Origin of the sequence: Herbaspirillum sp. SJZ106 (assembly GCF_006715495.1) — a bacterium.
In the GTDB taxonomy this organism is placed as follows: Bacteria; Pseudomonadota; Gammaproteobacteria; order Burkholderiales; family Burkholderiaceae_D; genus Herbaspirillum.
This window is the reverse complement of record NZ_VFNI01000003.1, coordinates 690,708-704,199: the sequence shown is the minus strand read 5'-3', so window position 1 is coordinate 704,199 and position 13,492 is coordinate 690,708. Positions and strand designations below refer to the sequence as shown.

Genomic DNA, 13,492 nt, shown 5'->3' with positions numbered 1-13,492 from the left:
GTCTTCATTTCCCAATTGGCGTTCCTTCCCTTTTCCTGTTCGATGGCGGCGATGCGAAACGCCGGCATGCGCCGGCGTTTTTTGCTGCAGGCCCGACGGCTGGCCGATGTCGCTCAGAAGCGCAGCAGGCGCATCAGCACCTGGACCACGACGATGCCGCCGATCAGGCCGCCGCCGAAATACACGATCACCCCCAGCAGCATGTTGGTGCGGCGCTGCTCGGCCAGCAGCTTCTTGAGCAGTTCGCCGCTCTGCGGCTGGCCATCGCCGTCGTTGTACTTGGTCAGGGCCTGCTGCACCAGGCGCGGGATCTGCGGCAGCAGGCGGCTGTAGCGCGGCACCTCGACCTTCAACTGTTCCACGAAACCGCGCCAGCCGATCTGCTCGCTCATCCAGCGTTCCAGGTACGGCTTGGCGGTCTTCCACAAATCGAGGTCGGGGTCGAGCTGGCGCCCCAGGCCTTCGACGTTCAACAGCGTCTTTTGCAGCAGCACCAGTTGCGGCTGCACCTCGACATTGAAGCGGCGCGAAGTCTGGAACAGGCGCAGCAGCACCTGGCCGAAGGAGATGTCCTTCAGCGGCCGGTCGAAGATCGGTTCGCAGCATGCCCGCACCGCCGCCTCCAGCTCATCGACGCGGGTGTCCTTCGGCGCCCAGCCGGACTCGATGTGGGCCTCGGCCACGCGCTTGTAGTCGCGGCGGAAGAAGGCCAGGAAGTTCTGCGACAGGTAATCCTTGTCGAAATCGTTGAGTGTGCCGACGATGCCGAAATCCAGCGCGATATAGCGGCCGAAAGTCTCCGGCGCCACCGATACCAGGATGTTGCCGGGGTGCATGTCGGCATGGAAGAAGCCATCGCGGAACACCTGGGTGAAGAAGATCTCGACGCCGTCGCGCGACAGCTTGGACAGGTCCACGCCCTCTTCGCGCAGGCGCTCGGTCTGCGAGATCGGGATGCCGTGCATGCGCTCCATCACGATCACCGACGAGGAGCAATAGTCCCAATACATCTCGGGCACGATCAGCAAGGTCGATTCGGCGAAGTTGCGACGCAACTGGCTGGCGTTGGCGGCTTCGCGCATCAGGTCGAGCTCGTCGTGCAGGTACTTGTCGAACTCGGCCACGACTTCCTTGGCCTTGAGGCGGCGACCATCGGCCCACAAACGCTCCAGCCAGTCGGCAGCGACATGCATCAGGCCGATGTCATGGTCGATCACGTCGCGCATGCCGGGACGCAGCACCTTGACCGCCACTTCCTTGCCGTCCTTGAGCGTGGCGAAGTGGACCTGCGCGATCGAGGCCGAGGCCACCGGCTGGCGCTCGAAGCTGGCGAACAATTCGTCCGGGTGCGCGCCCAGCGACTTCTGGATCTGCAGCACGGCCAGGTCGGAATCGAACGGCGGCACACGGTCCTGCAGGCGCGTGAGTTCATTGGCGATGTCCGGCGGCATCAGGTCGCGCCGGGTCGAGAGCACCTGGCCGAACTTGACGAAGATGGGGCCGAGATCCTCCAGCGCGCGCCGCAGGCGTTCGCCGCGCGGCCGCGTCAGGTCGCGCCAGAAAAAGATGGCATTGGTGATGCGGGCGATGCGCGGCGGCGCGAACTCGGAGGCGATGATTTCATCCAGGCCGTAGCGGATGGCCACGCGGATGATCTTGAACAGGCGCAGGGAACGCAGGAACATCAGCGGCGCTCCAGTTTCTCGATGCGCTTGGAAAGGCGTTCCAGGTCATCGCGCAGGCGCACCACGTCAGCGGAGAAATCCTGCAGCATGCGGGGGCGTATCAGCATCGGTTGTTCTTCCAGAAAATACTCGGCCACGTTCTCGGTAAGCTTTTTGTGCGTGCTGCGGATTGTCTCGAACAGGCCGCGCGCGCCGGAAACCATGCGGGTGGCGGCGATATCGCCGAACACGCGCGCCAGGTCGTCCTCGGCATCCCAGCGCAGGTTCTGGCTCAGTTGCGAGATCGCGTTGGCGAAATCGGCATCGCCTTCCAGCTTCACATAAGACACGGCGCGCTCGCGGTTGGCCGCGATCAGGGGCAGGTCGGCCAGCTTGACGCGGATGGTGACGTCGGCCGCCGCCTCCGCCGGCACATCCTGCACATAACCATCGGCGGCCACTTGCAGGCGCAATTGCGCGGCGCCGGTGTCGATGCAGGCCACCTTGCCCGCATGCGCGGCCAGCGCCTGGCGCGCCCATGCCTCTTGCGCCAGCAGGTGGTTGACCGCGGCGGCAGCGGGTTTCATGGGGTTGATCGCGGACAGGGACGGCATCTCGGGCATGGATTCGGACAAGGACTGGGCCAGTGTTGTGAGGGAAGCGACAGGGTTCAATGAAAATCCGCCAGACAAAAACAAAACCGCCCGAAAAGCCGGGCGGTTTCAAGTTTAACAGTTTGCCGGCCAAGCTCCGATGGCAACATGCGCGGCGCTTGATCCCGCACCGCCAGGTTCTCAGACCTGCTGGATACCCGCCAGCACCCAGCCGCCGCCGCTTTGCGGCTTGGACAGGTTCCAGATTTCGGCGAAAGGCTCGGCGGACAGCTCCGGCGCTTCCTTGATCAACCCCTGGAAACGCACCGTGGCCATGTAGTCGTAGGCCATGGTTTCGATGCCCAGCAGTTCGGCATCCAACTGGACCACGTCGGTGGCGTTGGGCGAAGCGCCGCGCTCGGTGAGTTGCATGCGCAGCTCGGCGAACATTTCAGGCGTGGTGAATTCGCGGATATCGTTGATGTCGGCCCGATCCCACGCCGCCTGCAAGCGGATGAAATAGGTCTTGGCGTTGCGCACGAAACCGGCCGTGTCGAAGTCATCCGGAATGCCCCACTTCTCGATCCGGGTCGGTGCGGCCGGCTGGGCCGCCGTGCTGCCGAAACCGTTGCCTTGCAGCGCCACGGGCGCATGGCCGGGCGGCGGGTTGATGTCCTTCAGGCCGGAGCCGATCTCGGGGGTGGCGCCGGCGGCGCTGCCGATCGGGCTCACGCCCGGCATCGGGGTGGCGTAGACCGGGTTGTTGCTCTGCTCATAGCGGTTGCGCGTGAACAGGCGGATCAGGAAGAAGGCCGCGCCGGCCAGCAGCACGATAGTCAGCAGCGAACCCAGCATGCCGCCGGCCGCACCGCCAATGCCGAAGTGCGACATCAGCGCGCCCAGCCCGAAACCCAGCAAGGCGCCGCCGAGGATATTCCCCCACGGGCTGGACGGCTTGGCGGGAACGCCTTGCGGAGTGGCCGCCGGTGTCGCCGGACGGGATGGCGCGGCGCTCGGCGCCGCGTTGTAGGAAGGCGATGCAGGCGCGGCCTGGCGCGAATAATTGGACGATTGCTTGCCGAACGACCCGCCGCCGCCCAGGCGCCTGGCGTCGGCCGGCGACATGACCAGCGTCAGGGACGTCAACGCCAGCATCAATACGAGCAGGAATTTTTTCATACGATGACCTCTTGTCGAAGATGCCGGAACCGGAAGCGAACCGCAGGGAAAACCGCTCCATCCGTTCCGGCTTGCGCCATTGTCGCGGGGCAAACTTAAGCCATCCTTAATCGTCGATGGCTTCACCCGCGTCCGGCGCTGCCAACAATGCGGCGCGCCCGTGCGAGCATGCACCGCATATGCCTTAGAGCGTGTTTATGATCTCGTCGGGAGTCGGTCAAATGTCATGTCAGGATGGGATGCAAGGCGCAAAACGTAGACGGGCCGGTTGGCCCGGCGAGGCTTTGCAACGCCGCAGACCGCCTGAAAGGGCATTTGAACGGCCCCGAAGGAGATCATAAACACGCTCTTACATCTTGATGCCGGTATGCAATGCCGCCACGCCGGCCGTCAGGTTGAAATACTGGACACGCTCCAGCCCCGCCTGTTCCATCATCTGCTTCAGCGTTTCCTGGTCGGGATGCATGCGGATCGATTCGGCCAGGTAACGATAGCTGTCGGCGTCGTTGGCGACTTTCTTGCCCAGCCACGGCAGCACCGAGAAGGAATACACGTCGTAAGGCTTCTTCAGCGGCTCCCACACCTTGGAAAACTCCAGTACCAGCAGCTTGCCGCCGGGCTTGAGCACGCGGCGCATTTCGCCCAGCGCGACATCCTTGTGGGTCATGTTGCGCAGCCCGAAAGCCACCGACACGCGGTCGAAGTAGTTGTCGGGAAACGGCAGCTTCTCGGCGTCGCACAAGGCGGTCGGCGTGACGATGCCCTTGTTGAGCAAACGGTCGCGGCCCACGCCCAGCATCGATTCGTTGATGTCGGTCAGCCAGACCTCGCCGCTCGGCCCGGCCTGCTTGGCGAATGCCTTGGACAAATCGCCCGTGCCGCCGGCGATATCGAGCACCTTGAAGCCCGGACGGACACCGGCCTGGGCGATGGTGAATGCCTTCCAGACCCGATGCAGGCCTGCCGACATGAAGTCGTTCATCACATCGTACTTGGCGGCCACGGAGTGGAACACTTCCGCGACCTTGCGGACCTTGTCTTCTTCTGCGACGGTTTCGTAACCGAAATGGGTGGTGTTGGTCATGGCTCAGTCAATATGGTTGGCGCAGCTTGGCTGCCCGATTGCACATTATATGCCGGTGGGCGAACCCGGCCGGCCGCTATCGCTCAGTGGTGGTGGCCGCAGGCATGCCCGCCGGCATCGCTGCCGGCTTCATGGTCGCGCCCGCTTTCACGCGTGAAACCGGCATCCTCCAGCTTCTGCAGGTAGGCCGCCCACATCGTGCCCTGGTCGCGGCCGAGCTGGTAGAGATAATCCCAGGTGTAAATGCCGCTGACGTGGCCATCCGAAAACAGCGGCTTGACGCCGTAGTTGCCGACCGGCTCGATGCCGTCGATGCCGACGTTGCGCTTGCCGGTCTGCAGCACTTCCTGTCCGGGGCCGTGGCCGCGCACCTCGGCCGAGGGCGAATACACGCGCATCAGTTCGAAGGGCAGTGAAAACGTGGCGCCGTCGTCGAATTCGATTTCCACCACGCGCGAGACCTTGCGCACCTTGAACGACACGGGAACCGGAGAGGAATTGGAGCTCATGCAGATACTCGCTTTGAACTTTGAAGAAGACTGGTGCTGCGAAAAACGACCGGAGCGGCGACAGTATGGCCGCCGTCGGCAGCGGACCGGTTCAGGCGGCGCCCAGGCCGGCCGCCGACAGTTGCTGGCGGATGGCCTCGCGCAATTGCGGCAATTTGGCGCGGCGCGCCTCCAGCGAGGGCTGGTCGGCCTCGCGGCGCGCGGTTGCCCACACCGGGGTGGGGAAATGCTGGTCGTCCAGGTAGCGCGGAATCACGTGCCAATGGACATGCGGCGTCATGTTGCCCAGCGTAGCCAGGTTGACCTTCTCCGGCTGCATGACTTCGCGCAGCGCCGCTTCCACCGCCCAGACCGCATCGGCGAGCCGGGTGCGCTCGGCCGGCGCGAGGTCGGTCATTTCCTTGACGTGGCCGTTCCAGATCACGCGGCAGAAACCGGGGTAACCTGCTTCATCGACCAGCACCACCCGGAAATCCGGATGGCGCCAGACCAGCTCCCCGCCGTCGCCGGCGCACAGTTCGCATTGGCTCATCATTTACACCAGGACCCGTTCGATGCCGCCGTTGTTGGCGCGCTCGACGTATTCCGGCATCCAGTTCTCGCCCAGCAAGTGCCTGGCCATCTCCACCACGATGTAGTCGGCGGTGGTGCCCGAGTCTTCGTTGTAGCGCGACAGTCCCTGGAAGCAGGACGGGCACGAGGTCAGGATCTTGACGTCGCCGGTGAAACCGTCGGCGCGCACCTTGTCGGCGCCCTTGCGCATTTCTTCTTCCTTGCGGAAGCGCACCTGGGTCGACACGTCCGGGCGCGATACGCCGAAGGTGCCCGACTCGCCGCAGCAGCGGTCGTTCTTCTCGATCTTCTGCGCGTCCACCGTGGTGATGAGCGAGTTGACCGTCTTCAGCGGGTCCTGCAGCTTCATCGGGGTGTGGCAGGGATCGTGGTACATGTAGCGGGTACCGGTCACGCCTTCCAGCTTGACGCCCTTCTCCAGCAGGTATTCGTGGATGTCGATGATGCGGCAGCCGGGGAAGATCTTCTCGAATTCATACCCCTGCAACTGGTCGTAGCACGTGCCGCAGGACACCACGACGGTCTTGATGTCGAGGTAGTTCAGCGTGTTGGCCATGCGATGGAACAGCACGCGGTTGTCGGTGATGATCTTCTCGGCCTTGTCGAAGTCGCCGCTGCCGCGTTGCGGATAACCGCAACACAGATAACCTGGCGGCAACACCGTCTGCACGCCGACATTCCACAGCATTGCCTGCGTGGCCAGACCGACCTGAGAGAACAGGCGTTCCGAACCGCAACCGGGGAAGTAAAACACCGCTTCGGTCTCGGCCGTGGTGGTCTTGGGGTTGCGGATGATCGGCACGATCTTGTCGTCCTCGATATCGAGCAGCGCGCGCGCGGTCTTCTTGGGCAGGTTGCCCGGCATCTTCTTGTTGATGAAGTGGATCACCTGCTCCTTGACCGGCGGCTTGCCGACCGTGGCCGCGGGCTTGGCGGTTTGCTTCCTGGCGAACTTCTTCAGGATGTCGTTGCCCAGGCGCTGCGCCTTGAAGCCCCAATCGGTCATCACCTTGCGGGTGGCGTTGATGGTGGCCGGGTCGGTCGCGTTGAGGAAGAACATCGCCGCGCTGGTGCCGGCGTTGAAGGACTTCTTGCCCATCTTGCGCAGCAAGTTGCGCATGTTCATCGAGACGTCGCCGAAGTCGATATCGACCGGGCAAGGCGTGACGCACTTGTGGCACACCGTGCAGTGGTCGGCCACATCCTCGAACTCTTCCCAATGCTTGATCGAGACGCCGCGGCGGGTCTGCTCTTCATACAGGAAGGCCTCGACCAACAGCGAGGTCGCCAGGATCTTGTTGCGCGGCGAGTACAGCAGGTTGGCGCGCGGCACGTGGGTCGAGCAGACCGGCTTGCACTTGCCGCAGCGCAGGCAGTCCTTGACGCTGTTGGCGATGGCGCCGATGTCGCTTTGCTGCATGATCAGCGATTCGTGGCCCATCAGGCCGAACGAAGGCGTGTAGGCGTTGGACAGGTCGGCTTCGAAACCCGGCAGGTTCAACAGCTTGCCCTTGTTGAAACGGCCTTCGGGATCGACGCGCTTCTTGTATTCGCGGAATTCGCCGATTTCGTCCTCGGTCAGGAACTCCAGCTTGGTGATGCCGATGCCGTGTTCGCCAGAGATCACGCCGTCCAGCGAACGGGCCAGCTCCATGATGCGCGCCACGGCGACGTGCGCGTCTTGCAGCATTTCGTAGTGGTCGGAGTTGACCGGCAGGTTGGTGTGCACATTGCCGTCGCCGGCGTGCATGTGCAGCGCCACGAACACGCGGCCGCGCAGCACGCGCTTGTGGATCGCCTGGCATTCCTCCAGGATCAGCTTGAAGGCGCCGCCGCTGAAGATCTGGCGCAACTGCGCGCGCACTTCCTGCTTCCAGGAGATGCGCACGGTGCGGTCCTGCACCACGTGGAAGACGTTGGCTTCAGGCTGCTCCAGCAGGCGCTGGTCGAACACCGGCATCATCTTGTCCAGGCCCAGCGCGGCCAGCTCGCCCTTGGCCACGCGCAGCGGCTTGTCGAGGTTGGCCAGCAGGTAGGACCAGCGCCCATGGGTCTGCTCCAGCAGCGCTTCGGCCTGGTGCACGCGGTCTTCCAGCATTTCGGAAGCGGGGATGTCCTCGCCTTCGGCGTCGTCGCTCTTGCCCAGCGGCAGGTTGCCCTTGACGAAGAAGCTGTCCAGTTCGGCCAGCAGCTGCAGCTTGTTCTTGATCGACAGCTCGATGTTGATGCGCTCGATGCCGTCGGTGTATTCGCCCATGCGGTTGAGCGGAATCACCACGTCTTCGTTGATCTTGAAGGCGTTGGTGTGCTTGGCGATGGCGGCGGTGCGCGAACGGTCCAGCCAGAATTTCTTGCGAGTTTCCGGGCTGACCGCGACAAAGCCTTCGCCGACGCGGTTGTTGGCCATGCGGATCACTTCCGAGGCGGCCGCGGCCACGGCGTTCTCGTCATCGCCGACGATGTCGCCGATCAGCACCATCTTCGGCAGCACGCCGCGCTTGGACTTGGTGGCATAGCCGACCGCGCGCAGGTAGCGCTCGTCCAGGTGCTCCAGGCCGGCCAGGATGGCGCCGCCCTTTTTGGTTTCGGCGTCGAGGAAGTCCTTGATCTCGACGATCGAAGGAATCGCATCGCGCGCCTGGCCGAAGAACTCCAGGCAGACGGTGCGGGTCTGCTTGGGCATCTTGTGCAGGATCCAGCGCGCCGAGGTGATCAGGCCATCGCAACCTTCCTTCTGCACGCCCGGCAGACCCGACAGGAACTTGTCGGTCACGTCCTTGCCCAGGCCTTCCTTGCGGAATTTGCGGCCGGCGATTTCCAGGATCTCGGTCTTGAAGACTTCGGTCTTCTGGCCCTTCTCGCCGGGGTGCGACCACTCCAGCTTGAAGCGCGCCACTTCGACGTCATGGATCTTGCCCAGGTTGTGGTCCAGGCGCGTGACTTCCAGCCAGTCGCCTTGCGGATCGACCATGCGCCAGCTGGCCAGGTTGTCCAGCGCGGTGCCCCACAGCACGGCCTTCTTGCCGCCGGCGTTCATGGCGACGTTGCCGCCGATGCACGAGGCCTCGGCCGAGGTCGGGTCGACCGCGAACACGAAGCCGGCCTTCTCGGCGGCATCGGAGACGCGCTTGGTGACCACGCCGGCGCCCGAGTAGATGGTGGCGTAGGGCCTGTCCAGGCCGGGCAGCACTTCCATCTCGACCGGGCCCAGCTGTTCCAGCTTTTCGGTGTTGATGACGGCCGACATCGGCGTCAGCGGAATGGCGCCGCCGGTGTAGCCGGTGCCGCCGCCGCGCGGGATGATGGTCAGGCCGAGTTCGATACAGGCCTTGACCAGTCCGGCCATCTCGTCTTCGCTGTCCGGGGTCAGCACCACGAACGGATACTCGACGCGCCAGTCGGTGGCGTCGGTCACGTGCGACACGCGCGACAGGCCGTCGAACTTGATGTTGTCCTTTGCGGTGTAGCGGCCCAGCACCTTGGTGGCGCGACGGCGCAGGTCATAGGTGTGGCGGAATTCCTCGGCGAAATCGGCAACGGCCTTCTTGGCCGCCTTGATCAGCGCTTCCACGCTGGCGCTGCGGCGCGCGGCATCGGAGGCGGCAGTCGCATCGCCGGCATCGGCCTGGCCGACGTCGATGCGGCGCTTGTCGACTTCGTGCAGGCGATGGTTCAACGCATCGATCAGCGCGGCGCGGCGCTTGGGATTATCCAGCAGGTCGTCCTGCAGGTAGGGATTGCGGCGCACGACCCAGATGTCGCCCAGCACCTCGTACAGCATGCGCGCCGAACGGCCGGTCTGGCGCTTGGCGCGCAGCTCGTCCAGCAGGGACCAAGACTCTTCGCCCAACAACCGGATCACGATCTCGCGATCGGAGAACGAGGTGTAGTTGTACGGAATTTCGCGCAAGCGCGTGGGCGTGGCGCCATGGGGCGCGTCTGAGAGCAAGGCTTGGATGTGGGCGGGGGCGTTCATCAATGTAAAAAAATAAATCTGCTGCCGGATGTGCATTCTAGCCTATTGCCAAAAGTCGCGACGGGATGGAGCCGGTTTTGCGGCTGCAATGCAAATGATTATTCTTTAGCAATAAAGCGCCGGCCGAAATTGGCATGTGCGCATTTCTTGCAACGCAACAAAATCATGGGATGGCGGCGCCAGGCGGCCTTGAATGCCGGGCCAATAGCTACAGGCAATTCAATTTATAAAAACAATCAATTTATTATTTTTGATTCTTAAAATCTATAATCCCTCCATGTACTGTGGATGCTGTCCCTAAAAAACACGGAGGATGTTATGTTGCAGAATCTGATAACCGAATTCTTGGAAAATCTAGCCATCACCTTGGCCGACTATGCCCAATGCAAGGCATAGCCCGAAGGAACGTCCCGCCTGTTTCGCTTGCGCCTGTCCGCATGGATGGATTGCAGGGACGCCCAACAAACCCGCCAGCCAGGGAGACTGCCATGATAACGGTGCCGTTGAACAAAAATTTTCCTTTCCAGACAAGTGCTTCCGACGATGCCGCGGCGTCATCCTCCGCTGCGGACCAGCATGCGCAGCAGCCGCCAGCCGGCGCCACACCGGATCTCGGCGACAGCCTCACGCTCAACCTCAAACCGCGCCAGATCGCCATGCTGCTGGTGGCGCTGGTATTCCTGGCGATCAAATCCTATGAGGGCCTGCACGCCTACTTCATGGCCAACCCGCATGTATGGCATGCGCTGCTGGGCTCCGGCGCCGCTGCCGGCCTGACGGCGCTGGGCGCCTTGGGCGTGCTGGTCACGCGCCGCATTTCGGTCAAGGCGCAAGACGTGATGCTTGGCTATGGCGGCGGCGTGATGCTGGCGGCGAGCGTCTTTTCGCTCATCATTCCGGCCATGGACGCGGCGCAAGCCATCGGTTACGCCAAAAACGCCTCGGTATTGCTGGCGGCCACCGGCATCATGCTGGGCGGCTTGTTCGTGCTGGCGCTGAACCACGTGATCCCGCACCAGCATTTCCTGGCCATGGCCAACGACCAGAGCAACCCGGCGCGCACCACGCGCATCTGGCTGTTCGTGATGGCTGTCACCATCCACAACTTCCCCGAGGGGCTGGCCATTGGCGTGGGTTTCGGCGGCCAAGACATGGGCAAAGCCGTGGCGCTGGCGACCGGCATCGGCATCCAGGACATTCCGGAAGGACTGGTGGTGGCGCTGGCCTTGCGCACCTTGGGTTATTCCCCGATGAAGGCGGCCGCGGCCGGCATACTCTCGGGCCTGGTCGAACCGATCGGCGGGGTACTCGGCGCGATGGCCACCGGGGTTTCGGCCAGCGCCCTGCCCTGGGCGCTGGCCGGCGCGGGCGGCGCCATGCTGTTCGTGATCAGCCACGAAGTGATCCCCGAGTCGCACCGCCAGGGCCATGAAACCCAGGCTACGCTGGGGCTCCTGGCCGGCTTCGTGACGATGATGCTGCTGGATGTGATGCTGGGTTGAGGCCGCCTGGCGCCGGCCGCACAGAACAGGCGCTCAGGCCAGCCAATCGGCCACGCTGCGCCAGAAACCGTCCGGCACATTGAGCAGCAGCCAGGTCATCACAATGTAGCGCAGCAACTTGCCGATCGCCATGTAGGCGACCGATGGCCAGAACGGCAGGCGCAGCCAGCCGGCCAGCGTGCAGATCGGGTCGCCGATGCCGGGCAGCCAGGCCAGCAGCATGGTCTTGGGCCCGAAGCGCTCCAGCCAGTGGAACCAGCGCGTCGAACGCTCCTTCGAGAACGCCTGCTTGGCGCCGTATCCCATCCAGTAGTCCACCATCCCCCCCAGCGTATTGCCTGCCGTGGCCACCAGGATCACCGGCCAAAACATCTCGGGGTTCATCTTGATCACGGCAAATACCGCCGGCTCCGACCCCAGCGGCAGCAAGGTCGCGGAAATAAAGCTGATAAGGAAAACCGAGGTCAGCCCGACCGTGGGAACGGCAAGGGCATTCAATAGCCAGAGGACGGCGGATTCAATCATGCGCGGGAACAGGTAATGGGAAGGCTACCGAAGGCAGGCGAAAATCCTGCCGCCAGGAATACGGCGGCAAGATGGGCAAAACCAGCATTCTAGTTGATGCCGCGACGCCGGATATCAAGATGCGGCTGCGCATGCCGCGCGGGCGATTGTGCCGATGCATGCTATATGCCGGCGGCATGCCCGCTATCGGCCAACAATGCCGGCACACGGCCCGGCTCCATTATAATGACCAGTTCTCCCGCGCCCGGACGGCTATCGCCTGGCGGATGCGGGCGGAATCCGACACCGGCTTACCGAGCCGTTTTCCTCCTTACATTCTCACTATATGACTGCGCTGAAACGCCATTCTTCATGACCAAAATGAGTAACGATTATCTGCAAAAAATCCTGACCGCACGGGTCTACGACGTCGCCCAAGAAACGCCACTGGAGCTGGCCAACACGCTGTCGCAACGGATTGATAATCGAATTTACTTCAAGCGCGAAGACATGCAGAGCGTGTTCAGCTTCAAGCTGCGCGGCGCCTACAACAAGATGGCGCACCTGACGCCAGCGCAATTGAAGCGCGGCGTGATCTGCGCCTCGGCCGGCAACCACGCGCAGGGCGTGGCGCTGTCGGCAGCCAAGCTGGGCTGCCGCGCCGTGATCGTGATGCCGACCACCACGCCGCAGGTGAAGATCGAAGCCGTCAAGGCGCGCGGCGGCGAAGTGGTACTGTTCGGCGACTCCTTCACCGATGCCTACAACCACGCGCTGACGCTGGAGAAAAAGCACAAGCTGACCTTCGTCCATCCGTTCGACGACCCTTACGTGATCGCCGGCCAGGGCACCGTCGGCATGGAAATCCTGCGCCAGCATTCCGACCCGATCCACGCCATCTTCGTCGCCATCGGCGGCGGCGGCCTGATCTCGGGCGTGGCGGCTTACGTCAAGGCGGTGCGTCCCGACATCAAGATCATCGGCGTGCAGACCGCCGACTCCGACGCCATGGCGCGCAGCCTCAAGGCAGGGCGCCGCATCACCCTGCCCGACGTCGGCCTGTTCTCGGACGGCACCGCCGTCAAGCTGGTGGGCGAGGAAACCTTCCGCCTGACCCGGAAGTATGTCGACGACATCATCATCGTCGATACCGACGCCGTGTGCACCGCCATCAAGGACATCTTCCAGGACACGCGCAGCATCGTCGAGCCCGCGGGCGCACTGGCCGTGGCCGGCGCCAAGGCCTATGTGGAACGCGCCAAGAACAGCAAGCATCCGATCAAGGGACAGTCGCTGGTGACCATCGCCTGCGGCGCCAACATGAACTTCGACCGCCTGCGCTTCGTGGCTGAAATGGCCGACGTCGGCGAGGCGCGCGAAGCCGTGTTCGCCGTCACCATTCCCGAAGAGCGCGGCAGCTTCCGCCGCTTCTGCGAAACCGTCGGCCCGCGCAACGTGACCGAATTCAACTACCGCATCAGCGATGCGAAGGCGGCGCACGTGTTCGTCGGCATCCAGATCGGCAGCGCCGACGAGTCCGGCAAGATCGCGCGCAATTTTGAGAAGGCCGGCTTCGGCGTGCTGGACCTGACGCACGATGAACTGGCCAAGGTGCACATCCGCCACCTGGTCGGCGGGAAAAGCGAACTGGCCGGCGATGAGCTTCTGTATCGCTTCGAATTCCCGGAGCGCCCCGGCGCGCTGATGAAATTCCTCTCCAGCATGAATCCCAACTGGAACATCAGCCTGTTCCATTACCGCAACCAGGGCGGCGACGTCGGCCGCATCCTGGTCGGCGTACAGGTACCGAAGAAGGACATGAAGGAATTCCGCACCTTCCTCGCGCAACTGGGCTACCGCCACTGGGACGAAACCAAGAACCCGCTGTACAAGCTGTTCCTCGGCTAA

10 protein-coding genes are annotated in these 13,492 nt (G+C 63.4%); 2 read left to right on the top strand and 8 right to left on the bottom strand.

The features are described from left to right. Positions 1–113: 113 nt before the first annotated feature. The 7 genes from ubiB to FB598_RS12995 form a co-directional block, all read right to left on the bottom strand. Positions 114–1,685, bottom strand: coding sequence for a ubiquinone biosynthesis regulatory protein kinase UbiB (gene ubiB / locus FB598_RS13025; protein ID WP_141914251.1), 1,572 nt, complete (start codon positions 1,683–1,685; stop codon positions 114–116). Further along, positions 1,685–2,287 (bottom strand): SCP2 domain-containing protein, encoded by a 603-nt coding sequence (locus tag FB598_RS13020; RefSeq protein ID WP_255464015.1) that lies wholly within the window; start codon positions 2,285–2,287, stop codon positions 1,685–1,687. The genes ubiB and FB598_RS13020 overlap by 1 nt, the downstream gene beginning before the upstream one ends. A gap of 171 nt (positions 2,288–2,458) precedes the next feature. Then, a complete protein-coding gene (locus FB598_RS13015; protein WP_141914252.1) occupies positions 2,459–3,436 on the bottom strand; it encodes a Tim44 domain-containing protein in 978 nt (325 codons plus the stop codon). A 349-nt stretch (positions 3,437–3,785) separates the two neighbouring features. Then, on the bottom strand, positions 3,786–4,520 hold the full coding sequence (ubiE, locus tag FB598_RS13010) for a bifunctional demethylmenaquinone methyltransferase/2-methoxy-6-polyprenyl-1,4-benzoquinol methylase UbiE (RefSeq protein WP_141914253.1): 735 nt from the start codon (positions 4,518–4,520) through the stop codon (positions 3,786–3,788). Positions 4,521–4,603: 83 nt separating this feature from the next. Further along, on the bottom strand, positions 4,604–5,029 hold the full coding sequence (locus FB598_RS13005) for a gamma-butyrobetaine hydroxylase-like domain-containing protein (protein WP_141914254.1): 426 nt from the start codon (positions 5,027–5,029) through the stop codon (positions 4,604–4,606). Positions 5,030–5,120: 91 nt separating this feature from the next. Beyond that, positions 5,121–5,561, bottom strand: coding sequence for an HIT family protein (locus FB598_RS13000; protein ID WP_141914923.1), 441 nt, complete (start codon positions 5,559–5,561; stop codon positions 5,121–5,123). A gap of 3 nt (positions 5,562–5,564) precedes the next feature. Further along, the gene (locus FB598_RS12995) at positions 5,565–9,578 is read right to left on the bottom strand and encodes an FAD/FMN-binding oxidoreductase (RefSeq protein WP_141914919.1); all 4,014 of its coding nucleotides are present in this window, start codon (positions 9,576–9,578) and stop codon (positions 5,565–5,567) included. Between the two features lie 497 nt (positions 9,579–10,075). On the opposite strand from FB598_RS12995, the gene FB598_RS12990 reads away from it, so the two are divergent. Then, positions 10,076–11,080 carry a ZIP family metal transporter gene (locus FB598_RS12990; RefSeq protein WP_255515767.1) on the top strand — a complete coding sequence of 335 codons (1,005 nt, stop codon included), beginning with the start codon at positions 10,076–10,078 and terminating at the stop codon, positions 11,078–11,080. A gap of 33 nt (positions 11,081–11,113) precedes the next feature. Here the strand turns inward: FB598_RS12990 and FB598_RS12985 are convergent, their stop codons facing one another. Next, a complete protein-coding gene (locus tag FB598_RS12985) occupies positions 11,114–11,605 on the bottom strand; it encodes a YqaA family protein (protein ID WP_141914256.1) in 492 nt (163 codons plus the stop codon). Between the two features lie 360 nt (positions 11,606–11,965). Here FB598_RS12985 and ilvA point away from each other — a divergent pair, with 360 nt between their 5' ends. Beyond that, entirely contained in the window at positions 11,966–13,492 is a 1,527-nt protein-coding gene (gene ilvA, locus FB598_RS12980) for a threonine ammonia-lyase, biosynthetic (protein WP_141914925.1), read from the top strand.